The following is a 25,626-nucleotide window of genomic DNA, read 5'->3' on the forward strand; positions in this document are numbered from 1 at the left end:
AACCTGTCACGATGCCCATCCTGGTCGTCGACAACTACGACAGCTTCGTGTTCAACCTGGTCCAGTACCTGGGCCAGTTGGGTGTGCGGGCCGAGGTGTGGCGAAACGACGACCCGCGGCTCTCCGACGAGGCCGCCATCGCGGCGCAATTCGATGGGGTGCTGCTCAGCCCGGGCCCGGGCACTCCGGAACGAGCCGGCGCATCGGTGAGTTTGGTCCGGGCGTGTGCGGCGGCGCGCACGCCACTGTTGGGGGTATGCCTGGGCCACCAGGCCATCGGGGTTGCCTTTGGCGCCACCGTCGATCGGGCGCCCGAGCTGCTGCACGGTAAGACCAGCAGCGTCTATCACACAAATGTCGGCGTACTACAAGGACTTCCGGACCCGTTCACGGCAACCCGCTATCACTCGCTGACCATCCTGCCGGACTCGCTGCCGGCCGAGCTGGAAGCCACGGCGCACACCCGCAGCGGAGTGATCATGGGAGTTCGCCACACCGAGCTGCCGATTCACGGTGTCCAGTTCCACCCCGAGTCGATCCTGACCGAGGGCGGGCACCGGATGCTGGCCAACTGGCTGGCCTACTGCGGATGGGCGCGCGACGACACACTGGTGCGACGTTTGGAAAACGAGGTCGCCAGCGCGATCCGACCGCACCTGCCGGTGGAGGCCGGAACTACTGACCGAACTTCAGCGTGACAATGCCGTCGCGGTTCACCCCGGCACCGGCGGGCGGATTCTGATACACGACCCGGTTGTGCTGGGAACCGCCGGCGTCCACGTCGGGCCCCTTGTCCAGTGATCCCGTCCAGCCCAGCGCGCGCAACCGCGGCTCGGCGTCGGTCCAGAACATGCCGGACAGGTCGGGCATGACGAACTGATTGCCCTTGGACACCTGTAGCTCGATCACCGAATCGATCGGCACCGTGGTGCCCGCCGGCGGATTGGTGGCGATGACGCTGCCGGCAGGCTTGGGGCTATCCACCGATGCCTGACTGAACTTGGTGAACCCGTAAACGTTGAGGTTCTGTTCGGCTTCCTCAACACTTTGGCCCGCGACGTCGGGAATCTGCTTGGTCGCGGGGCCAGAGCCGACGATGATCGTGATGACGTTGGTGATCGCCGACGTCTGGTTGGCCGGCGGGTTGGTTCCGATGACCTTGCCCATCAGTTCGGGGGTCGAGGGCGACTTGGCCTCTTTGAACCTGCCGAATCCCGCCGCGGTCAGCTTCTTGACGGCCTCGGCGTAGGTCATCGAGGAGACGTCGGGGAGCTCGCGCTGCTCGGGACCGGTGGAGACGTTGATGGTGATCTGGTCGCCGGCCGACACCGAGGCGTTGGCGGCCGGGTCGGTACCGATGACGTGGTCGGGTGGGATCGTCGAGTCCGGCTTGAGCAGGGTGCGGGTCTTGAAGCCACGGTTTTGCAGCGCAGCGATGGCATCCGCCGATGCTTGGCCCCGCACATTGGGAACTTGCACGTTGCGGGTGTTGCCGCCGAACGTGTTGATGGCGATGGTGACGACGATCGTCAGTACGGCCAGCACGGCCACCACGGCCACCCAGCGGCCGACCGAGGGCGTGCTGCGGTCCCGGTCGGTGTCGTCGAGTGTCTGGCGAGGCAGCGGGTCGGTGCGCGGGGCGGCCGGGCTGGACGGCGAGGACGCCGTCAGGGAGCGCCGCTCGGCGCCGGTCAGCACTTTGGGTGCCTCGGGCGCTTCGCCGTTGTGCACCCGCACCAGGTCGGCGCGCATCTCCGCGGCGGTCTGGTAGCGGTTGTCCGGGTTCTTGGCCAGGGCCTTGAGCACCACCGCGTCCAGCTCGGCGGAGATCCCTTCGTGGCGTTCCGACGGCGGGATGGGGTCTTCCCGAACATGCTGGTAGGCGACCGCGACCGGGGAATCGCCGGTGAACGGTGGCTCGCCGGTCAGGATCTCGTAGAGCACGCATCCCAACGAGTAGACGTCGGATCGTGCGTCGACCGAATCGCCGCGGGCCTGCTCGGGCGACAGGTACTGCGCGGTGCCGATGACCGCCGCGGTCTGGGTGACGCTGTTGCCGCTGTCGGCGATCGCGCGCGCGATGCCGAAGTCCATCACCTTGACCGCATTGGTGGTGCTGATCATGATGTTTGCCGGCTTGACATCGCGGTGAATGATGCCGTTTTGATGGCTGAAGTTCAGTGCCTGGCACGCGTCCGCGATGATTTCGATGGCGCGCGTGGGGGCCATCGGGCCGTCGGTGTGCACGATGTCACGCAGGGTGACCCCGTTGACGTACTCCATGACGATGTAGGGCAACGGTCCGGACGGCGTCTCGGCTTCGCCGGTGTCGTACACCGCGACAATCGCCGGGTGATTGAGCGCGGCGGCGTTTTGCGCCTCCCGCCGGAAGCGCAGATAGAAGCTGGGATCGCGAGCCAGGTCAGCGCGCAGCACCTTGACCGCGACGTCGCGGTGTAGCCGCAGGTCGCGGGCGAGGTGTACCTCCGACATGCCTCCGAAACCGAGGATGTCGCCCAGTTCGTAGCGGTCGGACAGGTGCTGAGGGGTGGTCATCGCTGCATCTCAAATCGGGCCAGCGCCGCAAGATGCTGCGGCGTTACCGTGACATTCCAGCTGGTTGCGCTGCCCCGGTTCCCTATCGGGCGATTTCGGCCCGCATCGTCGACCAGGTCAGGCTGGTTGCTTTGCAGTCCAGGATTCCCTATTGCTTTACCTTCCGTCCAATTAAGGCGCGGCCCCTGACCGGTCGGCGTTTGGTGGGCCGTTGTGGTCTGGGTGACGGTCGGCGGCGGTGGCTGTTGCTGGCTGTCGGCCCGCGAATTGATGACGATGAGCACCGCGATGATGATCGCCAGTGCGCCCAACACCCCGGCGGCCCACAGCAACGCGCGCTGGCCCGAGGAGAAGGTACGCCGGGCCGGTGGCGGCCGGTGTCCGCCCGTCGCGGGCCGGGTTCGGCGCGGCGTGGTCGTCCGGGTGGCGGGGGCGGGCGCGATTCGCGCCGGTGCGCTCGATGGGATGGCTGCCGGGGCAGCCCGGCCGGCGGGTGGTGATTGGCTGGGTCGGGGCGGGCGCCGGCCGGCGCGCACGGCGGCGACAGCGTCGGCGAAGGGTCCCCCACTGCGGTACCGCAGGCCGGGGTTCTTGACCAGCGTGATCTCGATCAGCTCGCGCACATTCGGCGGGAGTTCGGCCGGCAACGGCGGCGGCGGCTCCTTGATGTGCTTCATCGCCACCGTCAGAGCTCCGTCGCCGGTGAACGGTCGTTTGCCCGAAACCGCTTCGTAGCCAACCACTCCCAACGAGTAGACGTCGCTGGACGGGCTGGCATCCTGGCCGAGCGCCTGCTCGGGCGCGATGTACTGGGCGGTGCCCATCACCATGCCGGTCTGGGTCACCGGTGCCGCATCGACGGCCTTGGCGATACCGAAGTCGGTGATCTTGACCTGCCCGGTGGGGGTGATCAGGATGTTGCCCGGCTTGACGTCGCGGTGCACCAGGCCGGCCGCGTGGGCCACCTGCAGGGCACGCCCGGTCTGCTCGAGCATGTCCAGCGCGTGCCGCAGCGATAGCCGCCCGGTGCGTTTGAGCACGGAGTTCAGCGGTTCGCCGTTGACCAGCTCCATCACCAGGTAGGCGGTGCGGCCCTCACCGTTCATCTGGCTTTCGCCGTAGTCGTGCACGGCGGCGATGCCGGGATGGTTGAGCATCGCGGTGGTGCGTGCCTCGGCGCGGAACCGCTCGATGAACTCGGGGTCCGACGAGAATTCCTGTTTGAGGACCTTGACCGCGACGCGCCGGCCCAACCGGCTGTCGACCGCCTCCCAGACCTGGCCCATGCCACCGGTGGCGATGAGCCGCTGCAGGCGATACCTGCCAGACAGCGTCATACCAACTCTTGGGCTCATGGTTCCCCCTGAAGCGCGGCCTCGATCACGGCCCGCCCGATCGGGGCCGCGAGCGCGCCGCCGGTCGCAGAAAGGCGATCGGCCCCATTTTCCACCAGCACCGCGACAGCAACTTTGGGAGCCTGTGCGGGGGCAAACGCGATATACCACGCGTGAGGTGGGGTATGACGGGGATCGGTGCCGTGCTCTGCGGTACCCGTCTTGGATGCGATCTGCACGCCGGGGATGGCCCCTTTCTGCTGTGCGACTTGCTCGGCGCCGACCATCAGCTCTGTTAGCTTAGCGGCGACCTGCGGTGACACCGCGCGGCGCTGCTGATGTGGTGTGGTGGTGCTGATATTGGCCAGGTCGGGCCCTTTGAGGCTGTCGACCAGGTAGGGCCGCATCACGACGCCGCCGTTGGCGATGGTCGCGGCAATCTGCGCGTTTTGCAGCGGTGTGAGCGCGACGTCCTTTTGTCCGATGCTCGACATGCCCAGTGCGGCGGCGTCCGGGATGGGTCCGACCGTGGATTCGGCCACCTGCAGGGGTATCGCGCTCGGTGGGGTGTCCAGCCCGAAGGCATGTGCCATGCTGCGCAGAGCCGCCGCGCCGGTCGAGATGCCCAACTGCACAAACGCGGTGTTGCAGGACTTGGCGAACGCCTCGCGAAGCGACACGGTCTGCCCGCTGCCACACGGGGCACCGCCGTAGTTCTCCAGGGTCGCCGTGCTGTCGGGCAGCGGAATGTTGGCGGCGGCGGTCAGCTGGTCGTTCTCGGTGGCCCCGGCCTGCAATGCGGCGGCGGTGGTGATCACCTTGAAGGTCGAGCCGGGCGGATACGTTTCCGAAATTGCCCGGTTGGTCAGCGGGGAGCTGGGATCGTCGCGCAAATCCTTCCAGGCTTCGGCCTGTGCCTCCGGATCGTGCGACGCCAGCAGGTTGGGGTCATACGACGGCGAAGAGACCAGCGCCAAGATCTTGCCGGTCGACGGTTCCAGCGCGACGACCGCGCCCTTGCAGGGCCCGCCGCAGCCCTGCTGCATGGCGTCCCACCCGGCCTGCTGGATGCGGGGGTTGATCGTGGTGTCGACGTTGCCGCCACGGGGGTCGCGGCCGGTGAAGAAGTCGGCCAGCCGGCGACCGAACAGGCGCTGGTCGGATCCGTTGAGGAGCGGATCCTCGGCGCGCTCCAGGCCGGTGCTGGAATAGCGCAGCGAGTAGAAGCCCGTCACCGGCGCGTACACCTCCGGGTTGGGATAAACCCGCAGGAAACGGAACCGGCTGTCGGTGGCCACCGAGTAGGCCAGCAGCTGGCCGCCGGCGGTGATCTGGCCGCGCTGGCGGGAGTACTCGTCGAGGAGCACCCGCTGGTTGCGGGGATCGGCTCGTAACCCGTCGGCGGTGAAGACCTGGGTCATCGTGGCGTTGAGCAGTAGTAGCACGATCAACGCCATCACGGTCACCGAGATTCGGCGCAGAGAGGCGTTCATACCCGCTCGATCACCTCAGTGCCGGCCGCCGCGATGGACGACGTATTTCGAGGGCGGGTGCGCAACGGTCGTCGGGCACCGTGGGAGATTCGCGCCAGGATGGCCAGCAGCACGTAGTTGGCTAGCAGCGACGACCCGCCGTAGGACATCCATGGTGTGGTCAACCCGGTCAGCGGGATGAGCTTGGTGACGCCGCCGACGACGATGAACAGCTGGATGGCCAGCGTTGATGCCAGACCGGCGGCCAAGAGCTTGCCGAAGCTGTCGCGGGTGGCGATCGCCGTACGCAGTCCGCGGATGATGACGATGGTGTAGAGCATCAAGATGGCGGCCAGCCCCACCAGCCCGAGCTCTTCCCCGAACGCGGCGATGATGAAGTCGGTCGACGCCGCGGGCACGGTGTCGGGCTGTCCGTTGCCCAGACCGGTACCGAAGATGCCGCCGGTTGCGAAGCTGAACAGGGCTTGCACCATTTGGTAGCCGGTGCCGTCGGGATCGGCGAACGGGTCCAGCCAGTTCTGCACCCGGACGCGGACGTGGTGGAAAACGAAGTAGGCGACCACGCTTCCGGCGGTGAACAGTGTCAGCCCGATGATGACCCAACTGAAGCGTTGCGTGGCCAGGTAAAGCACCACCAGGAATGACGCGTACAACAGCAGCGAGGTGCCGAGGTCCTTTTCGAAGACCATCACACCGACCGAGGCCACCCAGGCCGCCAGCAGCGGCGCGAGGTCGCGCGGGCGCGGCAGGGTCATGCCCATCAGGTGCTTGCCGGCGCTGGTGAACAGTCCGCGCTTGGCCACCAGCACCGCCGAAAAGAAGATCAGCAGCAGAATCTTGGAGAACTCGGCGGGCTGGATGGAGAAGCCGGGCAACCGAATCCAGATCTTGGAGCCGTTTTCCTCAGACAAGGCCGCGGGCAGTACCGCGGGGATCGCCAGCAACACCAGACCCGCCAGACCACACGTGTAGCCATAGCGCGCCAGCTGGCGATGGTCCTTGAGAAACGTCACCACCAGCGCAAACGACGCCACCCCGACCAGAGTCCACAGCATCTGCTGGTTTGCGCTGGGATGTGCGCGGTGGCCGATCTGCTTGTCGACGAGGTCGAGCCGGTGGATCATCACCAGGCCTAGTCCGTTGAGCAGCGCCACCACCGGCAGCAGCAGCGGATCGGTGAACGGCGCGAAGCGTCTGATCGCCAGGTGAGCGAAGCCGAACAGGGTGAGGAAGGCCAGCCCGTAGCTGGCTAGGTCCCAATGGATGGCCCGGTCTTGATTGGCTTCCACGATGAATAGCGCAGCGATGGTGATCACCGCGGCGAAGCACAACAGCAGCAGTTCGGCGTTTCGTCGGGTCGGCAACGGGGGCGTCACCGTTACCGGTGGCTGCAGCTGGGTCGTCATGCCACCGCCCGGCAGTCAATGCCCGGCTGCGGTGGGGGTGGCGGGAGTGCGGTCACGTTCGGCGAACTCGTCGTCGACGTCGGAGTGGGTGACGTCGGGGCCGCCGGCGAGGTACCCGTGGGCGGGGTGCTGGTAGCTGCCGTACTTCCGGAAGTCGTGGTCGGCGTGGTGCTGGCCGAGGGAGTCGGGGTGGTCGTCGACGCTGGTGAGGAGGTGACGCTGGGCTGTCCGGGTGTCTCGCTGGCGGTGCTCGGGGCAGATGATTCCGGCGGCGAGGTGGCGCGCGGCGCGGGGCAGGGCGGCAGCAGCGAGTTGGCGGCCAACTCGCGCAACTGCCCGATCGCGTTGTCGAGCGAGCCGGCGGGAAGGCCGGCCTGCACCTGTGCGCGTTCGGGTGGGCGTAGGTCGTCCAACTTCATCAGATTGCAGTCGAGATGCTCGCCGGATTGCTGATAGCTGATTTGGGACAGCTCGTTGCGTGCGTTCAGACAGCCCATGAGATACGGCTCGTGCAGGGACATGCCCAGAAACGACCCCTGAATGCCCCGCATGATCGATACGGTGCCGTTGAATTCGGCGACGTAATAGTTGTTGCGGATCACCGCGCGGCTGATGAACAGGCCCGCCACCACCAGCAGCACCACCAGCGTGGCGACCAGCGCCATCCGTCGCCATGACCAGCGAGGCCGGTGAACGGTCTCGACTTGCGGCGGAACCCGCTTGACCGCCTCTTTGCGGGCGGTTATCGCCGAAGCCCGTCCTGCGGCGGTGTTGGGCAGGGTCAGCTGGTCGTCATCACCGGAGACCGCGCCGGCCAGGATCGGCTGGGTTTGTCCGTATTCGTAGTCGACGACGTCGGCCACCACGACCGTGACGTTGTCGGGACCGCCCCCGCGTAGGGCCAGCTCGATGAGACGGTAGGCGCTTTCGGCGACGTCGGGAATCTGCAGCGCTTCATGGATGGTTTCGTCGCTCACCGGGTCCGACAGGCCGTCCGAGCACAGCAGATAGCGGTCGCCGGCGCGAGCTTCTCGCATGGTCAACGTCGGCTCGACCTCATGACCGGTCAGCGCACGCATGATCAGCGAACGCTGCGGGTGGCTGTGCGCCTCCTCCGCGGTGATCCGCCCCTCGTCCACCAGCGTCTGGACAAACGTGTCGTCCTTGGTGATCTGGGTCAGCTCACCGTCGCGCAGCAGGTAGCCGCGGGAGTCACCGATGTGCACCAGCCCCAGTCGGTTACCGGCAAACAGGATCGCGGTGAGTGTGGTCCCCATGCCTTCGAGCTCGGGTTCCATCTCGACTTGGGCGGCGATAGCCGAGTTGCCGGAGCGCACCGCGGCATCCAGCTTGGCCAGCAGGTCGCCGCCGGGCTCATCGTCGTCCAGATGTGCCAGCGCGGCGATGACCAACTGGGATGCCACTTCCCCGGCGGCGTGGCCGCCCATGCCGTCGGCCAGCGCCAACAGGCGTGCCCCGGCATACACGGAGTCCTCGTTATTGGCGCGTACCAGGCCGCGATCACTGCGGGCGGCGTAGCGCAAGACTAGGGTCACGGGCGCAACTCGATTGCCGTCTTGCCGATTCGCACCGGCGTTCCCATGGGAACTCGTACCGCAGTCGTCACCTTCGCCCTGTCAAGGTAAGTACCGTTGGTCGATCCTAAGTCCTCGACGTACCACTCCGATCCTCGTTGGGAAAGCCTGGCGTGGCGCGTCGAGGCGTAGTCGTCAGTCAACACCAGGGTCGAGTCGTCCGCGCGTCCAATCAATACCGGCTGTCCACTCAAAGTTATGCGGGCGCCGGTCAGCGCCCCCTCGGTCACTACGAGATAGCGTGCCGACTGCCCGCGCCGCCGCGACGGTAAGAGCGTCCCGCGCAACGCCAGACCGCGGCGCACCATGACGGCACCGGTCGGTGCGTAGATATCGGTCCGCAGGATCCGCAACACCGACCAGATGAAAAGCCACAGCAGCATCAAAAAACCGGCACGCGTCAGTTGCAGTACTAACCCCTGCATCTGGCGTCCTTTCCGTCCTGGCATCCGTCCTGGCACTGCCCACCCCACGCCGGTGCCGAGCACATCAGCAAGGTCACGATACTTGGACGGCGGTCGGTGCGGAGTAAAGCACGGCAGCTGTGAGCCCAGAGGGTCAGTGGATGCGGACGATTATCTCGGAATGGCCCAAGCGAATCACATCGCCGTCGGCCAACTGCCACTCCTGCACGGGCGCGTTGTTGACGGTGGTGCCGTTCGTCGAGTTCAGGTCCGCCAGCAGCGCAACCTGTCCATCCCAGCGGATCTCCAGATGGCGACGTGACACCCCGGTGTCGGGCAACCGGAACTGCGCGTCCTGCCCGCGGCCGATGATGTTGGACCCGTCGCGGAGCTGGTACGTGCGTCCGCTTCCATCGTCGAGCTGCAGGATCACCGAAGATCCGGCAGCCCCGTAGCCGCTCTGTCCGTAACCGCCGTAACCGCCGCCGGCCGGCTGGCCGTACTCGGGCGGTGCCTGACCGTAGTCGGATGGGGCCTGGCCGTAGTCGGATGGGGCCTGACCGTAGTCGGGGGCCGCCGCTTGGCCGTACTCGTAGTCGCGACCGGCCGGGTCGGCGTATCCGGCGCCCTGCGGCGGGTAGCCGCCCGGGGAGGACGTGTCGGCGTATTGGGTGTAGTCGCCCTGGCCATACTCGGGCCGGCCGTACCCGGCGCCGCCCTGCTGGTAGCCCTGGTCGTAGCCGCCGCCCTGGTCGGGGTAGCCCGGGCGCTGCGCCTCAGGGGGTGCCGACGGAGCCGCGGGCGCTGAATAGGCGCCCTCGTCCTGGCGTGCGGGCTCGCGGCCGTATTCGCCGTAGCCCCCGTATCCGGGCTGACCGCCCGGCGGTTGGCCGTAGCCGCCACCCTGGCGGTAACCCTGGTCGTAGCCCTGGGCGCCGTAACCTCCGGGCGCGGGCGGACGCTGCTCATACGACGGCGGGTAGCCACCCTGCTCGGGGTAACCGCGTTGGTCGGGGTAACCGCCCTGCTCGGGGTAGCCGCGCTGGTCGGGGTAGCCGCGCTGGTCTTGGTAGCCGCGCTGGTCGGGGTAGCCGCCCTGCTCGGGGTAGCCGCCCTGTTCCGGGTAGCCGCCCTGGTCTTGCGGGCGTGGCGGCGGGTACCCGGGCTGAGGCGGGTAACCCCCGGCCTCCGGCGGGTATCCGCCACGTGGGTCGGGTCCGCCGTGCGGACCGCCGCGCGGGTCTTCTTGCGGACGGGCGTAACGCTCGTCGTAGTACTCGTCGGGCCGCCCCTGCCCCTGACCGCCGCGGTAGCTCGAGTTGTCAGTCATTGGTGGTACTCCTGGTTCTGCGCCAAACGCATCGTTCGATTGTGGCTGGGCGGAATCGTTGACTGTCGGGCGGGGCTCGACGTCGGGGTTAACAGCCCCGCGGGCGCGGAACTGGCCAGTATGCAGGCTCGATGACTGCTCGAACCGGACGACCACATCACCATAAGTTTGCCACCCCTGTTCATGGATGTAGTCCGCCAAGTACCGAGCAAATTCGCTCGACGTGAGGTGTGGATCGGCGCCCAATTCCTCAGCGTCGTGCACACTGAGGGTAATGATGTATTCGTTGGGGGCCAAAAGGCGATTTCCCGGCAGGGAGCGCACGCCGTCGGCCGCTTCCCGTCGCAACAGGGCTTCGACCTCTTGCGGGACGATCGATCCGCCGAACATCCGGGCAAATGCGTCCCCCACCGTCGACTCGAGTTTGCGCTCGATGCGCTGAACTAGCCCTTTCTGGCTACCCATCTCTTCAGCGCTCGCCTCACTGTGTTGTGGTCCATCGTTGGCGCAAGGCAAACGACTCACCCGCGGGTCGTGGTCAACAGACCATGCTATCGGGACACCGTGACCCTGGGGCACCGTGAGAACCCTGAGAATCACATCGAGACACTTCAGAGACCCAGAAGTTGGTCCGTGTACCAGGGCCGCTGGGGTCGAACTGCGGCTCGGCGGGGGTTCCCGGGGCTGCCCCCGGCCCCACCCCGTTGGCAGCGGTTGGGGTTCGGGCCTACTAAAGTGATATGGTCCTCCGGTCGTTTGGGCGAGTGGCGGAATGGCAGACGCGCTGGCTTCAGGTGCCAGTGTCCTTCGGGACGTGGGGGTTCAAGTCCCCCTTCGCCCACAGTGTGATGAGTCGCGTCATCGGTTACAGATGTCGCGTGATGGGTTACAGATTCCCCGGCCATCGGCCGGGGTTTTTCTGTTGGTTGCGCCAGTAGTTTTTGTCGGGGTTGATGGTGTGGCTGCTCAGGACGTGGTGGCCGGTTTTGCTGAGGACGGTCACAGTGCTGGTGGCGACCAGGATGAGTACTGGGGTGTGGGCGTGGGCGCGTCCGATGCCGAGGTGGTGCAGGCGGCTGGCGTGGCGCAGGGTGAGTTTGCCGAATTGGTCGACGGTGTCATGGCGGATGCGGAAGTGTGCGTTTGGTTGGCCGGTGGGGCGGGCTTTGGGGCGTGCCTGGTAGGCCTGTTCGGGGGTGATGGCGCCGGGGTGGGCGCGGTGGGGTCGTTGGGTGTTGTAGATGGTGCGGAAGGTGTCGAGCAGGGTCTGCAGTTCGTTCGGGGTGGCGGGTAGTGGTCGGGCGGCTAGCCAGCGTTTGAGGGTTTGGTGGAAGCGTTCGATTTTGCCTTGGGTTTGGGGGTGGCCGGGGTGCCCGTTCTTTTGGGTGATGCCCAGGCTGGCTAGTAGGCGTTCGAAGTCGTTGTGGCCGTGGGTGAATCGGGAGGTGTAGACGGCCCCGTTGTCGGTGAGGGTGGAGGCGGGCAGGCCGTATTCGGCGGCGGTGGTGGTGAAGCTGGCTACGACGTCGGGGCCGCTGACTCGAGAGTAGGCGGTGCAGCCCAGCAGGTAGCGGGAGTGGTCGTCGAGCCAGTTGAGGATCTCGACATCGGTGCCGTTGGCCAGGGTCCAGTGGGTGAAGTCGGATTGCCAGCATTCGTTGGGCTGTTCGGCGGCGAAGCGGTGGTAGGAGCTTTTGGGTCGCTTGCGTGGTTGGGGGGTGATCAGGTCGTGGTGACCCAGTATGCGTCGGATGGTGGAGGTTGATGGCACTGCCAGGCCGCGGCGGGCCAGGTGTTCTTGCAGGGTCAGTGGGCCGGCATCGAGTCCGTCGGCGACGAGTTTCTCGCGCAGCTCGACGATCGCGATGATGATTGGGTCGCTGACCGCGCGGGGGTTGCTGGCAGGCCTGCGTGAGCGCGGGTCGACTGCCTCTAGGCCGCCCTGGCGGTAGCGCGCGACTAGACGGTAGATGTGTTGTCGAGACAGCCCATAGACACGAGCTGCCGCGGTCACCGACAGTCGGCCGCTAGTGACTTCTAGGACGACCACACGGGCTTTGGGCATGAGTCATGACTGTCACCTATGACGCGACTCATCGCCCGTTTGTCCAGGTGTCACCCATGACGCGACTCATGTGTCACCTATGTCGTGAACTCACACACCCCTTCGCCCACAGCAGTGAGCGGTTCGATGAACCGTAGACACAAAGGTCACGAACTCATTTGGGTCCGTGACCTTTGTGTTTGGTGGGTTCCTCGTCGACGAAGGCCGTTTCGATGTGGTCAGGGACTTCCGTCGCTATATCCCGCGTGGGTTGGTAGTGCAGTTCATAGTCAGGAAAGTTCATAGTCAGGAAACGGTTAGGCGTTCCACGTCGTCCTGTAGCCGAGGGGTGACCAGAGTGGCGAAGCGGTTGCCAACCTTGGCTGCGTCGATGAGCGACGCCCAGGATCGCCCGGTCACGACCACGACGCAGTAGGGCACCGCACGGCGAGGCAGGTCACGTTGTCGAGATCGTTGCCCCTCCCATGTCTTCTATGGATGGGTCTGCTGCACAGATAGGTGACAGCGGTTAGGCCGCCTGTTCGGCGGTCTGGGTCATGATGGTCTCGAATTCGATGGGCGTCAATCGGCCGAGTGCTGTCTGACGGCGACGACGATGGTAGGTGCGTTCGATCCAGGTGATGATCGCGATCCTCAGCTGTTCGCGGGTGTCCCAGGTTCGGCGGTTCAGGACGTTTTTCTGCAGCAGCGAGAAGAAGGACTCCATGGCGGCGTTGTCGCCGGCCGAGCCCACTTGGCCCATCGAGCCAAGCATGCGGTGACGAAACAGGCTCTGCTGCAACTCCCTTGACCGAAATTGACTACCGCGGTCGCTGTGTAGCACACAGCCGGCCACCTTCGCGGCGCGGCGAGCAACCGCGGAATCGAGTGCGGCAACAGCGATGGAGGATTCCATCCGCTCAGCCATCGAATAGCCGACGATGCGGTTGGACCACACGTCCTTGATCGCGCACAGGTAGAGCTTGCCTTCCCGGGTCGGGTGCTCGGTGATGTCGGACAGCCACAGCTGGTTGGGGCCCGCGGCGGTGAAGTCCCGGCGCACGAGATCGTCATGCGCCGGAGCCCCCACTTTGGCCTTCTTCCCGCGTTTCTTCTTGCCGAAGACGCTGAACCAGCCGTTGGCGCTGCAGATCCGCCACACCGTGCGCTCCGCTACACAGAACCCGGCGGCCTTGGCTTCATCGGCCAGAAACCGGTAGCCGAATTCCGGGTCGTCGCGGTGGGCGTCGAACAGGGCGTTGGCCAGATGCGCCCGGTTCCACTCGGTGTCGGTCACGGGTTGGTCGAGCCAGCGGTAGTAGGGCGCGCGAGCGATGTTGAGGACCCGGCACGTCACCGTGACGGGGATACCGTCGGCGGCCAACTCAGGGACGAGCGGGTAGATCATTTTCCCGGAAGATGCGCCTGCGAGAGATAGGCCGCCGCCCGGCGCAGCACTTCATTTTCCTGCTCTAGCAAACGAATTCGCTTACGCGCTTCCCGCAGTTCGGCTGATTCGCTGGTGGTCGTCCCGGCCCGCTTACCGTCGTCGACATCGGCCTTCTTCAGCCACCCGTACAGCGTCGTGTAGTGGATCCCGAAATCCGAGGCAATCTGCTCCAACGGAACCTCGGGATCACGGTTGCGGGCGACCCGGACAACGTCGTCGCGGAACTCCTGAGGGTACGGCTTAGACACAGTGACATCCTTCCAGCCCAGCCCCGCAGGACTAGACACATCAGATGTCACCTATTCATGCAGCAGACCCACACGACGAGACGATGACAACACAACCTCCAGAACCTAGAGAAGTGTTGCGACCGCCCCCAGAAACCACCGGCACGCTCGATTGGCGCTCAATGCAACGGTCACCGTCACAGAGTTTGTGCTCGATACTTGGCACGCACGGGTGGCTACCGGGCGCCTCAAAACTGTGAGCTGAAGATCTCATTGCAGGAGTCCGACTCGTGTGACCGCAGGTAGAACGCCCCGATCCAGATTTCTGGGCGCGGCCTTTTTCTGCGCCAGTCCGGCAGCTGGTCCGCAGTACGTTGCAGGGCAGAGTGCCGAGCCCTATCTAGCGCGGCTGAAACATGACCAACGCCCGATTCGCCTACGCGGCTTGGCCAGCGCGCACGTCTGCGTCGGAGTTGTTCACACAGTGTCCCCACCGTGGCGGTGCCCCAGGGACCTACCCGGTGCATCGATACCGGCGATGAAATCGACCGGCTTGGCTAATCCGGGATGCCTCGTTTCAGAGGAACACCTCGACACCCCGGCCGCCGGACGCAAGCGACGTAACAATGCGCAGAAGTGGCTGCATACCATCCTGCGGCTATCGCCGGGCGGTCATTCGTCAGGAGGTTCCTGCTCGGTGTGTCTCAATCGGTGTCGGGATCGTGCAACGGTGGGGGCGGGCTGGTTGGTCGCATGATGGTCGGCCAGCTCGGGTTGATAACCGGGTCGGCGCGGCCGTCGCGGATCCGTTTGAAGTACCAGAGAGAGGCCGCAATAAACAAGGCCATCAGCATGAAACAGCCAACGGCGGCAACAATTTCAGTCATCCTGCCTCGGGCATTCGGCTAGCAGCTCGGCAGCGGTGCGATCGTGTTCATCGTTGTAGCGCTGGTAGGCCTGCACGAATTGCTCTTCAACGTTACTTATCTGGCCCTGATCGATGCCGGTCGGCGGCGGGTGGCTTACGGTCTGACTCCATAATTCAACAATAGTCGCGTCCAGGTCGACCAGGTGCAGAGCTTTCCCCCGTAGGCCTGCCTCATCGATGTTGTTGGCATAGTCCCTCATAGTCTGCACACGCTTGCTGTATGCGGTGATCGCTACCTGCGGATCGTCTGGGTTGGCCAGCGTCAATGCGGTCAGTTGCTGCACGTCGCTGGTCGAGTACGTCAGCATGTCGTGAACGGTGCGGCAGTCCGCAGCTTTGGTCGAATTATGTTGCAGCAGTAGCCACGACGCTGCTCCTATGCAGATGACTAGTGCCGTCACCAAGCCGCCGATCGCGGCGCGTCTGCTAACTGCCACTAGTCATGACCGGAACGACCGGGGTGTCAAGTTCGAGCGTCCCGCCGACGACGTGCAGGGGATCCCCGAAGGCGTTTGGTAGGTAGAAGGTGCCGCTTGGATACATGCCACTTTCCTGCACGATCTGGCCGAGGCTCACCGGCGTCCATTGGTTGGCCTCGCTCATGATCGGCAGTTGCAGCGCCGGAATCTGCCCAGACCCAGAAATGACCGGAATTTTGTTCATCTCGTATGAGTAGTTTTGCCACTGGGCTTGATACCACGTGTCGCCGAGCTGCACCATTTGCGTTTGACCAGTGAACTCCGTGCCAGAGATGCGGAACTTGTAGGCGTTCTGCATCTCGAAGCCGACGCCGTCGTTGTACTGCGCGGACTGCCCATTCACGGTGAGCACCCCTGACGGGGCACCCTCGAGGAACGAGCACGGAGGTGGGGCAGACCGGTAGGGCGCCGGAGCGGGTAGCGCGCTACCGTCCGGGGACGGACGGCTGAGGTCAACCCCCCAGTAGCCGGTCTTTTCGGCTTCACCCGCCGGTGGCGGGCCGTTCCATCGGGTGGCCGACGGGTCCGGCAACGGCGCCACCGGCCCCTCCGGTGGCCGTTGGGGCACTTCATCCCCAGTGACGTAGTCAACGGCACGAATGTTGCCCTCGTCATCACGGGTAGATCGACGATCCCCATCACCATGCTGATCCACCGACGGATTCGGTGATGGCGTAAACACGACGGTTCCCAGATGAGCCGTGGCGGTGGTCAGCTCACCCGCAACTTTTAGATCTGCCCCCGCTAGTTGTATGGCGCGAGTACGGATGTCACCTGCGAATCCTTCTGCCTGTGCTTGACGAGTGGCCTGCTCTGCGGCCGTAGCGCTAGTACGGGTGTCGGTGACGGATAAGTCTTCTCCGACAGTGAATCCCGCGTTCTGGGCGTCCTCGACGGCATACAGGACTCTTCGTTGTGCTGCGCTGATGTCGCTGACGCCGTTGCGTGCAATCATTGCTGCCTGGCGTAGCTGGTCGGCTTTTGCGCTGACGATGGGCAGGTCGGCGCTGGTTCGTTCCCGCAGTGCGTCACCGCCGGCGCCTTGCCATGCGATGGCATAGGACTGGTTGCGCATCTGCAGGAACACGTCTTCCCACTGATCGGCGGTCTTGGTCCAGAAGCCGGCCGCATCTACGAGGTGTTCGGTGCTCCATGCCCGGATTTGCGACAAGGTGGCCGGCATCTATACCACCGTCACCTGCGTCACGGCGGCCATCTCACCGGCGGCGGTGGCTTGAGTTCGTCCGACGAATGCCGCCGCCGCGCCGCCGATTGCTGCGTTGATACCACTTACCGCCGCCGTAGTGGCTCGGAATGGCGGGCCGAACGCCGGCGGCGTTGTACCGGCGGCGAGTTGGGCACCAAGGCCATGCCATTGACCCGCCGTGACCCCTACCTGACCAAGTACTACCTGCAGTTCATCCGGTCCCACTTGCGCGAGTCTAAATCGAGGCCAGGTGGAGGGCTATTCAGGCTGCCCCAGCCTGTACCACCCAACCCATCGCCAAAACCGCCGAAGGACGTAAGCGACGTTGACGCCTGCGGTCGAGCAGACCAGCAGTCCCGACAGAGATTCTTACCCAATTCGGATTCCTACTTGCCTGTCTCAGTTCTAGAGGTTCGGCAGTGAGCAGATCCTTGCGGGCAGAAAGATATCCGGGTTTGGCGTGGTTCAAAGCCAGTTGTCGCAAACCGGGCCCAGCGTTGGGGCTCGTCGTGATGGTCGGCCCACAGCTCGATTCCAACGACCGCGGTCGCGGTACCTACGCCGAGGTGACGACCTTCTTGATCACTCTGCGGCGCAACGTTGTCGGAAGCAACCGACCCAGACCGACGAGTGTGCTCATGGCTCGCGGGAACGAATAGGACTCTCGGCCAGAAGATAGTGCGCGTAGAACGTGCTCTGCAGCTTCCTGTTCAGAGATTTCGCCGGGTGCGGGCATTCCGTCACCCTCGGTGGCCTCCGTGGCAACGAATCCCGGATAGATCGACACAAATCGCACACCGCTGCCGGCATACTCAATCCGATAGGCGTCGAACAGCACCCTCAATGCGGCCTTCGCCGCCGAGTAAGGCCCCTGCAGCGGTACGGCGTACCAACCGGCCAACGAGTTGGTGTGTGCGATCACGCCGGTCCCGCGCTCGGTCATGTGCCGCAACACCGGAACGAGGTAGTTGACCGCGACGTCGTAGTTGGCGTCCATGACGCTTGTGATGTCAGCAGCGTCAAGCCGGGTCAGATCAAGCGCAGGAGCACCGCCGGCATTGAGCAATACCACATCGATCTTGCCGTGGCGCTCGAGTACGTCGGCGACAACCGACTGTGCGGCAACCGGATCGGTGGCATCGGCCGGGTGGATCGAACAGCTGCCACCCATCTCCGCGATGGTCGCGGCGAGGCTGGCCAGCCGGTCGGTACGCCGGGCCGTCACCGCCACGGTGGCGCCCCGGCGCGCAGCCCGCTCCGCGACGCTGCGACCGATTCCGGATGAGCCGCCGACAATCAAGAACGTTGCTGACTCGACGCGCACTCTGTAGGCCCTTCGTTTGCCGATGACGGCCACTAGGCAGACTAGCGGCCGGTGGCTACCAGGCCGACGAAGACTCGCCTACCTGGGCGGGTTGGGCGGATTGCCGGTTCCGGCAAGCCCCCCCGATCGCCGCGAACACCGCGTGTACCAATCCGGCGAAATCACGGCCGACTATCGTCTGCACCCGTGATTGTGCTGCTACCGCCGTCGGAGACCAAGCGGGGTGGGGGTGATGGCCCCCCACTGCGACTCGAAAAACTCGCCAACCCGGGACTGGGTGCACTGCGGGCCGCGCTGGTCGGCGAACTCGTCGATCTCGCGGCCGACCCGCCGGCGTGCAGAACAGCCCTGGGGGTCTCGCCGTCCCAGAATGCCGAGATCGAGCGCAACGCCGCGCTGCGTACCGCGCCGACGCTGCCGGCGCTGCGCCGCTACACCGGTGTCCTCTACGACGCGTTGGATGTCGATTCGCTGCGCGGCGCCGAGGCAAAGCGCGCCCGCGCTCGGCTGGCCATTGGTTCGGCATTGTTCGGGCTGTTGCGCGCCGACGATCAGGTGCCCGCCTACCGGCTTTCCGCTACTTCCAAGCTCCCGGCGAAACCCACCTTGGCCGCCCGGTGGAAGCCCCTGCTGGAGCCGTTGCTCGCGGAGTTGGCGGCCCAAGACCTGATCGTCGATCTGCGCTCCGGCTCCTATGTAGCGCTGGGACCAACATCCGGCGCGATCCACGTCAAGGTCCTCGCCGAGCATCCCGACGGCCGACGGACCGTGGTCACCCATTTCAACAAGGCATACAAGGGTCGGCTGGCCCGCATTCTGGCGACGACGCGGGCCGAGCCCACCGATGCGGCCGCGGTCGCTGCGGTCGCTCGCAGGGCCGGCATGCAGGTGGAGCGCAGCGGAAACGAATTGACCCTCGTCGTCGCTGCGGGCGGGTGAGACCGGACGTCTGACCCAGGCCGCTAGGTGAGCAGCTTCTGTTGCAGCAGCCAGTCTTTGGCAACGATGGCCGGGTCCCGGCCATCGTTGTCCACCTGGGCGTTCAATTCCCTCATCGTGTCGTTGGTGAGCCTCGGATTGAGCTGCGCAAAGATCTCCCGAAGTTCGGGGTGATCATCGATCAGCGAGGTATCGACAACCTCGGTGAGGTTGTACAGCGGGAAGAAGTGCTTGTCGTCTTCGAGGAGACGCAGATGCAGCGCGGGGATCCGGCCGTCGGTGGTGAACACTTCGCCGAAATTGCATTCCCCTTGTGCCGTGGCGCTGTAGACGACCCCGGTGTCCAACGTGGTGATCTTCGCCAGATCCTCGAGATCAAGCCCGTAGGCGTGCAGCATCGGCACGAAACCGTCGTTGCGGCTTGCGAATTCGCTTTCGATACAGAACGTGAGCGCGGAGCGGGGCAGCTTCTTGAGGTCGGAAAGCTTGGTCACCCCGAGTCGTTCGGCTTCGGACTCGCGGATGGCCAACGTGTAGGTGTTGTTCATCGGCGCCGGCGGCAACCAGGTCAGGCCGTTGACCTGATCGGCGGCGTTGACGGCTTCCCATTGCTGCTTTGCGCCCTTGATCGGGTTCTCATGGCCGAGGTAGTTGATCCAGCCGGTACCGGTGTACTCCGGCGCGATGTTCGCCTCGCCGGTGAGCAACGCCCGCCGGACCCCGAAGCTGCCGGGCGTGTTGCTGAGGTTGGTGACCCTAGCGCCCGCGGCATGCAGGACGATCGAGAGCATGTTGCCGAGGATCAGCTGCTCGGTGAAGTCCTTGGCCGCGACGGTGATGGGCACGCCCTCCAAGGACTGATAGTGGCGGATGAGGCCGGGTTTGGCTTCCAGCACCGCACCGGTCGCCGAGCGCAGCCCGCAGCTGGCCACCAGGCCCACGCACAGCACCGCCAGCGCCGCGAACGCCAGCCGTCGCGCGCGCCGACATTTACTCCATCGGTGGACCGCTGCGAGCATGTGATTCACAGTCCCCTCGGTGCGGCCACCATCTCGATGAGGCGAGCCAGCCAGTCGATGAACAACGCCAGTGCCGCCACCAGAATGGCGCCGACGATCAGGGTCACCGGCTGTTGCAGCTTGATGCCGGTGGTGATCAGCTGCCCCAATCCCCCGCCGCCGGTGAACGACGCCAGCGCCGCCGTCCCGACAATCAGCACCAAGGCTGTCCGAACGCCGGCGACGATGACCGGTAGCGACAACGGCAGTTCGACACGACGCAGCGTCGAGAACGCTGACAAACCCATTCCCCGGGCGGCTTCGACGATCCGGCGATCCACGCCGTCGAGTCCGGTGACGGTGTTGGCGATGATGGGCATCGCGCCGTAGACGGTGAGGGCAACGATCGCGCCGAGCTGACCGATCCCGAACACGACCGCCCCCAGCGCGATCAGGCCGATGGCCGGCGCGGCCTGACCGAAACCGGCGACGGTGATGATCGGCTTCGAATAGCGCCGCATCGACCCTCGCGTCAACGCGATTCCCACCGGAATCGCCACCACACACGTGAGCACCGTGGCCGACAGGCTGATCACCAGGTGTTCGCGCAGCAGCTGCAACAGATGCGACACGCTCAGCGAGCGGCGCTCCGACTCGGACACATCGGCCACGGTGACATAGGCCAGCGCTCCGGCCACCGCGAAGGCACACGTGAGTGGCTGCAGCGCCCACCGCCCGACACTAGGCCGACCTGGCGTCGTCGGGGCCGTGGGTTGGCCCTCGGCGCCGCCCTTGACGGCACCTTCGACGTTGATGTCGCTGCCGGCCACGCTCACGTGTCGGGCTCCTCAGAGTTCGCTGCACCGCGTATGTCGGCGATTGCCTCCATGATCGTCTCGACTCTAATGACGCCCTGATAGGTATTGCGCCGGCCGGTGACGACCACGACCCCGTGTGACGAGGTCAGCATTTCGTCTAACGCGTCGTTGAGGGTCGATGCTAGGTTGACGCACTCCAGGTCGTCATCGCGGGTCACCTGTGCTAGCGCCTGGGGTTTGGCCAGCTCCTCGAGGGGCAGCCAGCGCAGCGGTCGATTCTGCCGGTCAAGCACGATGGCGTGCTCCCGGTCGAGGGATCCGGCCAGTTCAACGGCTTCGGCGGGGTCGCCGCCGGCCTGCGCGACGACGGCCTCGTGCAGGTCGATGTCGCGCACCCGGGTCAGGCTGAGCTGCATGAGGGTTGCGCCGGCGCCGACGAACCCGCGGACGAAGTCGTTGGCGGGTTCGGCGAGGATCCGTTCCGGGGTGTCGTATTGGACGACCTTGGAGCCGGTGGTCAGGATGGCGATCCGGTCACCCAGCTTGACGGCCTCGCCGAAGTCGTGGGTGACGAAGACGATTGTCTTGTGCAGTTCTTCCTGCAGCCGCAACAACTCGTCCTGTAGTCGTTGGCGGGTGATCGGGTCGACCGCACCGAACGGCTCGTCCATCAACAGCACCGGCGGGTCGGCGGCCAGGGCGCGAGCGACACCGACGCGCTGCTGCTGGCCCCCGGAGAGTTCGCGGGGGAACCGGTCGCGGTACTGGGCCGGGTCGAGGTTGACCAGGTCGAGCAGTTCGTCGATACGGGCGGCAACCCGGTTCTTGTCCCACTTGAGTAGGCGGGGAACGATGCCGATGTTGTCACCCACCGTCAGGTGCGGGAACAGTCCCGCGCCCTGGACCACGTAACCGATGTGGCGTCGAAGTTCATCGGGGTTGCGGCGGGTGACATCGTCATCGCCGATGAAGATCCGCCCGCTGGTGGGCTCGATCAGCCGGTTGATCATCTTCATCGTCGTGGTCTTTCCACAACCCGAAGGGCCTACCAACATGACGATCTCGCCCGCGCCGATCTCCAAGGTGACGTTGTCGACCGCGGGTGTGGAGCGCACGCCGTACCGCTTGGTCACCCCATCCAGCAGAATCCGGAGTCCGCTGCTCTGGGGAGCGTCGGACGTGGTCGGTTGATCAGCGGATGCGGCTTCAGGCACGTATTCCTCTCGGGGTGGTGAGACGCGCAATGAGGTTGAGCACCGTGTCGAGAATGACCGCCAGGATCAGGATGCCGATGGTGGCGGCGACGATCGAATTGGTCGCGTTGGCGCCACCCATTCGGGAGATGCCCGAGAAGATGTAGCCACCCAGTCCCGGACCGAGCGCGAAGGCCACGATGGCCGCGATGCCCATCAGCATCTGGGCGGACACCCGCACACCGGTCATGATCACCGGCCAGGCCAGCGGCAGTTCCAGACGCACCAGCGTGGTCAGTCGGCTCATTCCCATCCCCCGGGCCGACTCCACCAGGCCTTTGTCGACGCCGGTCAGTCCCACCACAACGTTGCGCAGAATGGGGAACACGCCAAAGAAGGTCAGCATGATCACCGACGGCAGAACGCCGAGGCCGACGATCCCGACGAGCACACCGAGCAGGGCGTAGGACGGAATCGTCAACCCGACCGCGGTCACCGCGTTCCCGGTGGCCACGCCCAGCGGCGAGTTGTAGATGAGAACACCGAGAATCAGGGCTATCGCCGTCGCCAGGATGAGCGTCTGTCCTACCAGGCTGATGTGCTGGTAGGCCAGAAACCACAGCACTGACCACCGATCGACTACGAAATCGTATAAACCCATGAACTCGGTAGCGGCCTCCATAATGGGGATGTAGCGCGTGCTGACGTGATGTCGTTATTCAACCTAACCAGATCGGCACCCCATCGCGAGTCCGATGCGGCAAATCCCGGCCGGATGGGTGCGGCGCGACGGCTCGCGTGCTCGGCTTCCAGGCGGGAGGGATCTACGCTGGTACGGTTGCGGATCCGCTGGGTCGCTGGCGGTCTTCCGGTGTCCAGAGCACGGTGAGGACGGGTTCGTTGGCGAGATTACTTGACTCGGTGAATTACTCTGGATATATGTTTGTATTCATTCGTGAGTGAGTTGAACGGGGTATTCGGTGAGGGGTACAGGGCGGATTGTTCGTTTTGACGACGTTCGTGGTTATGGGTTTATTGCTCCCGATTCCGGTGGCGAGGACGTTTTCCTGCATGCCAATGACTTGGATTTCGATCGGCTTTTGGCAAAACGCGGAACGCGGGTTTCCTTTGATATCGAGGACGGTCCTCGCGGCAAGTTCGCCACGGCAGTGCTGATCACTTCGGAAGGGTCCGGCAGGACCGGTGCTGGGAGCAAGGCCGCTGCCTCGGACACCGATGAGTATTTCGATGTCTTCTCGGCCCAGGAATTCAAGGAAGCGGCTACCGAGATCCTCTTGGAGGCGACGCCTTCAATTACGGGTGAGCAGATTGTGCGTATCCGGGCGGCATTCGAGGGATTTGCCCGAAAACACGGTTGGATCGAATAGTCGGGCGGACGCCATTTCCGGATCCCGCCCGGAGGGTGAGATGTCGACCAATCAATTGTGCGAGTATCAGTGTGGTCGCCGGAACAATCGTGGCGGGGTTGTCAGGTGGGCCAGACGCGTTGCGCCACTCGATAGAAGTTGGCGCCGAGCACCGCGTTGATGTGATCGTCGGCCCAGCCCCGGTTGGCGAGGTGCGCACCGAGTGTGAGCAGCGTTTCGGGCGCCATCCACTGGATCGGTCCCCAGCGGGTGTAGCTCTCATCGAATAGGTCCGGGTTGCGGGCCAGCTCGTCGTAGAAGTCGGCGAGATCGAAGGAGAAGTCGCTGCTGATACCGACGTGGTCGATGCCCACCAGATCGACGGCGTATTCCAGGTGCCGTGTCATGGCGTCGAGGGTGGGCGTATTGGGCCCCAGGAAAATGCCGACCCCGGTGATTCCGATGACCCCACCGGTGGCCGCGCAGGCTCGTGCTTGGTCGTCGGTGATGTTGCGCGGGTGATCCCACACCGCGCGCATGCAGGAGTGGCTGTAGACCACCGGACCGGTAGAGACCTCACACATGTCCAGTCCGGTGCGGGTGCTGCAGTGCGACCCGTCGGGCACGATGCCCACGTCGTTCATCTCGGCGACGATCGCGCGTCCCCAGCCGGTCAGGCCGGCATCGGTGGTGTCCAGACAACCGCTGCCCGCACGGTTGGCGTGGTTGTAGGTCGGCAGCAGCGTGCGCACCCCGAGGTCGGCCAGGGTCGCCAGGTTGTCGAGGTTGTCGTCGAGGGGGCGGGAGTCCTCCAGGTCGAAGACCACCGCGATGCGCCCGCCGCGGGTGATGGTGGTGACATCGCCGACGCCGGCGGCCAGCTCCAGGTCGGGGTGGGCGCTGATCGCGGCGCGGTAGTGATCCAGCAGCGTCGTCGTGTCGCGGAAGCTGTGCGGCGAATACCCGGCGTTGACCGATACCAACACCGCCATGTCGTGACCGTGGTACCGGATCAGCGGTTCGACCGAGGTGTCGGTCTGTAGTGGCAGACACGTGTGCTGGTCCCACAGGAACGACGTCATACACGGATATTGCACCGCGGCCGGGGCTCGGTTTGCGGCGGCTGACTATGCCGAGATCCGCCGTCTAGCGTCTATCGGAAACATCGCGCCGATATTCTCGTGGCTGCTGACTATCGAAGGAGCGCCGAGTTGGATATCGATCCCGCCGCTACCGCGTGGCTGCTGGCCAGCACCGCACTCGTGCTGCTGATGACGCCCGGGCTGGCGATCTTCTACGGCGGCATGGTGCGCACCACCGGCGTGCTCAACATGATCATGATGAGCTTCATCTCCATACCGCTGGTCACGGTGGCGTGGTTGCTGGCCGGTTACAGCTTGGCGTTCTCCGACGGCGCGGCGCCTGGCTTCCCCGGTGGGCTGGTGGGCGGGCTGACGCATGCCGGAATGCGCGGTATCGGTCCGGCGACGGTCCATGGGTCGGTTCCCGAGTTGCTGTTCGCGACCTTTCAGCTGAGCTTTGCGATCATCACCGCCGCCCTGGTCAGCGGCGCTATCGCGGATCGGGCCAAGTTCGCGGCCTGGATGGTTTTCGTACCCGTCTGGTCGATCGCGGTGTACTCGGTTGTGGCGCACTGGGTGTGGGCGCCCAGCGGCTGGCTGGCGAAGATGGGAGTGCTCGACTACGCGGGCGGGCTGGTCGTCGAGATCGTCTCGGGTTCCTCGGCCCTTGCCCTGGCGCTGGTGCTGGGTCCACGCATCGGGTTCAAGGTTGATCCGATGCGCCCGCACAATCTGCCGTTCGTGCTGCTGGGTGTGGGACTGCTGTGGTTCGGCTGGTTTGGGTTCAATGCCGGTTCGGCGTTGGCGGCCAATGGGCTGGCCTCGGCGATCTTCCTCAACACCCTGGTCGCCGGGTGCCTGGGGATGCTGGGCTGGCTGGCAGTCGAGCAGATCCGCGACGGCAAGCCGACCACGTTCGGTGCCGCCTCGGGCGTGGTGGCGGGTCTGGTGGCGATCACGCCGTCGTGTGGCACGGTGAACACCCTGGGTGCGGCCCTGGTCGGGTTGGCGGCCGGGACTGTCTGCGCGTTCGCGATCACGGTGAAGTTCAAACTCAACTACGACGACTCGCTCGACGTGGTGGGTGTGCACTTCATCGGTGGTGTGGTGGGCGTCCTGCTGATCGGGTTGCTGGCCACCGCGGTGATGACCGACGGCGCGCGGGGTCTGTTCTACGGCGGTGGGCTGGGCCAGCTCGGCAAGCAGGCATTGGCGATGGTGGTGGTGGCGCTCTACGCGTTCACGGTGAGCTATTTGTTGGCCGCGCTGATCGAGCGGTTGATGGGGTTCCGGGTAAGCCGCGAGGAAGAGGTCAGCGGTGTCGACTTCAGCCAGCACGCGGAGACGGCCTACACCGAGGGTGTCTATGGGCATCAGCAGCTGCATCGCCCATTCTCCGGTGGGGACGCAATTCGCCCGCGCCCCAACATCGAGGACGCCTGAGCTGTCCCG

General features: G+C 65.2%; 23 protein-coding genes and 1 tRNA gene. 5 read left to right on the forward strand and 19 right to left on the reverse strand.

Annotated features, from left to right (window positions below; all coding sequences use genetic code 11):
* Window positions 1-11: 11 nt before the first annotated feature.
* Complete coding sequence (locus CCUG20998_RS00085) at window positions 12-698, forward strand: aminodeoxychorismate/anthranilate synthase component II (RefSeq protein ID WP_012392022.1); 687 nt, start codon at window positions 12-14, stop codon at window positions 696-698.
* On the opposite strand, the gene pknB is transcribed toward CCUG20998_RS00085, so the two are convergent.
* The 7 genes from pknB to CCUG20998_RS00120 all read right to left on the reverse strand — a co-directional run bounded on the left by pknB (window position 676) and on the right by CCUG20998_RS00120 (window position 10,583).
* Window positions 676-2,556, reverse strand: coding sequence for a Stk1 family PASTA domain-containing Ser/Thr kinase (pknB, locus tag CCUG20998_RS00090; protein ID WP_020731191.1), 1,881 nt, complete (start codon window positions 2,554-2,556; stop codon window positions 676-678). The two genes, CCUG20998_RS00085 and pknB, sit on opposite strands and share 23 nt — an antisense overlap.
* Entirely contained in the window at window positions 2,553-3,911 is a 1,359-nt protein-coding gene (locus CCUG20998_RS00095; RefSeq protein ID WP_038578150.1) for a serine/threonine-protein kinase, read from the reverse strand. The genes pknB and CCUG20998_RS00095 overlap by 4 nt, the downstream gene beginning before the upstream one ends.
* Entirely contained in the window at window positions 3,908-5,383 is a 1,476-nt protein-coding gene (gene pbpA, locus CCUG20998_RS00100; RefSeq protein WP_020731193.1) for a D,D-transpeptidase PbpA, read from the reverse strand. Before pbpA ends, CCUG20998_RS00095 begins: the two co-directional genes overlap by 4 nt.
* Window positions 5,380-6,789, reverse strand: coding sequence for an FtsW/RodA/SpoVE family cell cycle protein (locus CCUG20998_RS00105; RefSeq protein ID WP_012392026.1), 1,410 nt, complete (start codon window positions 6,787-6,789; stop codon window positions 5,380-5,382). The genes pbpA and CCUG20998_RS00105 overlap by 4 nt, the downstream gene beginning before the upstream one ends.
* Window positions 6,786-8,345, reverse strand: a complete 1,560-nt coding sequence (locus CCUG20998_RS00110) for a PP2C family protein-serine/threonine phosphatase (RefSeq protein ID WP_020731194.1) — start codon at window positions 8,343-8,345, stop codon at window positions 6,786-6,788. Before CCUG20998_RS00110 ends, CCUG20998_RS00105 begins: the two co-directional genes overlap by 4 nt.
* Window positions 8,342-8,809: an FHA domain-containing protein FhaB/FipA gene (locus CCUG20998_RS00115; protein ID WP_015353896.1), complete on the reverse strand. Its 468-nt coding sequence runs from the start codon at window positions 8,807-8,809 to the stop codon at window positions 8,342-8,344. Before CCUG20998_RS00115 ends, CCUG20998_RS00110 begins: the two co-directional genes overlap by 4 nt.
* A 133-nt stretch (window positions 8,810-8,942) precedes the next feature.
* Window positions 8,943-10,583 carry a DUF3662 and FHA domain-containing protein gene (locus CCUG20998_RS00120; RefSeq protein WP_020731195.1) on the reverse strand — a complete coding sequence of 547 codons (1,641 nt, stop codon included), beginning with the start codon at window positions 10,581-10,583 and terminating at the stop codon, window positions 8,943-8,945.
* A gap of 293 nt (window positions 10,584-10,876) precedes the next feature.
* On the opposite strand from CCUG20998_RS00120, the gene CCUG20998_RS00125 reads away from it, so the two are divergent.
* Window positions 10,877-10,959, forward strand: a tRNA-Leu gene (locus CCUG20998_RS00125).
* A 45-nt stretch (window positions 10,960-11,004) separates the two neighbouring features.
* On the opposite strand, the gene CCUG20998_RS00130 is transcribed toward CCUG20998_RS00125, so the two are convergent.
* The 7 genes from CCUG20998_RS00130 to CCUG20998_RS00160 form a co-directional block, all read right to left on the reverse strand.
* Window positions 11,005-12,183 carry an IS481 family transposase gene (locus CCUG20998_RS00130; RefSeq protein ID WP_036456834.1) on the reverse strand — a complete coding sequence of 393 codons (1,179 nt, stop codon included), beginning with the start codon at window positions 12,181-12,183 and terminating at the stop codon, window positions 11,005-11,007.
* Window positions 12,184-12,691: 508 nt separating this feature from the next.
* Window positions 12,692-13,860 (reverse strand): IS3 family transposase gene (locus CCUG20998_RS00135; protein WP_099052604.1). Its coding sequence is split into 2 segments (ribosomal slippage): window positions 12,692-13,573 and window positions 13,576-13,860, totalling 1,167 coding nucleotides; the frame shifts between segments, so codons are not numbered across the junction.
* Between the two features lie 683 nt (window positions 13,861-14,543).
* Entirely contained in the window at window positions 14,544-14,726 is a 183-nt protein-coding gene (locus CCUG20998_RS00140) for a hypothetical protein (protein WP_036456837.1), read from the reverse strand.
* On the reverse strand, window positions 14,719-15,075 hold the full coding sequence (locus CCUG20998_RS00145) for a hypothetical protein (protein WP_020731199.1): 357 nt from the start codon (window positions 15,073-15,075) through the stop codon (window positions 14,719-14,721). The genes CCUG20998_RS00140 and CCUG20998_RS00145 overlap by 8 nt, the downstream gene beginning before the upstream one ends.
* 118 nt (window positions 15,076-15,193) lie before the next feature.
* On the reverse strand, window positions 15,194-16,429 hold the full coding sequence (locus tag CCUG20998_RS28255; protein WP_020731200.1) for a hypothetical protein: 1,236 nt from the start codon (window positions 16,427-16,429) through the stop codon (window positions 15,194-15,196).
* Window positions 16,430-16,678, reverse strand: coding sequence for a hypothetical protein (locus tag CCUG20998_RS00155; RefSeq protein ID WP_050674459.1), 249 nt, complete (start codon window positions 16,676-16,678; stop codon window positions 16,430-16,432).
* A gap of 331 nt (window positions 16,679-17,009) precedes the next feature.
* Window positions 17,010-17,777, reverse strand: coding sequence for an SDR family NAD(P)-dependent oxidoreductase (locus CCUG20998_RS00160; RefSeq protein ID WP_020731201.1), 768 nt, complete (start codon window positions 17,775-17,777; stop codon window positions 17,010-17,012).
* A gap of 186 nt (window positions 17,778-17,963) precedes the next feature.
* Here CCUG20998_RS00160 and yaaA point away from each other — a divergent pair, with 186 nt between their 5' ends.
* Entirely contained in the window at window positions 17,964-18,716 is a 753-nt protein-coding gene (yaaA, locus tag CCUG20998_RS00165) for a peroxide stress protein YaaA (RefSeq protein WP_020731202.1), read from the forward strand.
* A gap of 23 nt (window positions 18,717-18,739) precedes the next feature.
* On the opposite strand, the gene CCUG20998_RS00170 is transcribed toward yaaA, so the two are convergent.
* Genes CCUG20998_RS00170 through CCUG20998_RS00185 form a run of 4 tightly spaced genes read right to left on the reverse strand, consistent with a single transcriptional unit; the run spans window position 18,740 to window position 22,386 of the window.
* On the reverse strand, window positions 18,740-19,735 hold the full coding sequence (locus CCUG20998_RS00170) for a glycine betaine ABC transporter substrate-binding protein (RefSeq protein WP_020731203.1): 996 nt from the start codon (window positions 19,733-19,735) through the stop codon (window positions 18,740-18,742).
* Window positions 19,736-19,740: 5 nt separating this feature from the next.
* Window positions 19,741-20,544 (reverse strand): ABC transporter permease, encoded by an 804-nt coding sequence (locus tag CCUG20998_RS00175; RefSeq protein ID WP_231389830.1) that lies wholly within the window; start codon window positions 20,542-20,544, stop codon window positions 19,741-19,743.
* Between the two features lie 2 nt (window positions 20,545-20,546).
* Window positions 20,547-21,746 (reverse strand): ABC transporter ATP-binding protein, encoded by a 1,200-nt coding sequence (locus tag CCUG20998_RS00180; RefSeq protein WP_012392041.1) that lies wholly within the window; start codon window positions 21,744-21,746, stop codon window positions 20,547-20,549.
* A complete protein-coding gene (locus CCUG20998_RS00185; protein ID WP_036457113.1) occupies window positions 21,739-22,386 on the reverse strand; it encodes an ABC transporter permease in 648 nt (215 codons plus the stop codon). The genes CCUG20998_RS00180 and CCUG20998_RS00185 overlap by 8 nt, the downstream gene beginning before the upstream one ends.
* A gap of 319 nt (window positions 22,387-22,705) precedes the next feature.
* On the opposite strand from CCUG20998_RS00185, the gene CCUG20998_RS00190 reads away from it, so the two are divergent.
* A complete protein-coding gene (locus CCUG20998_RS00190) occupies window positions 22,706-23,113 on the forward strand; it encodes a cold-shock protein (RefSeq protein ID WP_011738435.1) in 408 nt (135 codons plus the stop codon).
* A 101-nt stretch (window positions 23,114-23,214) separates the two neighbouring features.
* On the opposite strand, the gene CCUG20998_RS00195 is transcribed toward CCUG20998_RS00190, so the two are convergent.
* Window positions 23,215-24,174: a dipeptidase gene (locus tag CCUG20998_RS00195; protein ID WP_020731206.1), complete on the reverse strand. Its 960-nt coding sequence runs from the start codon at window positions 24,172-24,174 to the stop codon at window positions 23,215-23,217.
* Window positions 24,175-24,303: 129 nt separating this feature from the next.
* Between CCUG20998_RS00195 and CCUG20998_RS00200 the strand changes: the two genes are divergently transcribed.
* Entirely contained in the window at window positions 24,304-25,617 is a 1,314-nt protein-coding gene (locus CCUG20998_RS00200) for an ammonium transporter (protein WP_036456843.1), read from the forward strand.
* Window positions 25,618-25,626 lie beyond the last annotated feature (9 nt).

Origin of the sequence: Mycobacterium marinum, assembly GCF_003391395.1 — a bacterium.
Taxonomy (GTDB): Bacteria; Actinomycetota; Actinomycetes; order Mycobacteriales; family Mycobacteriaceae; genus Mycobacterium; species Mycobacterium marinum.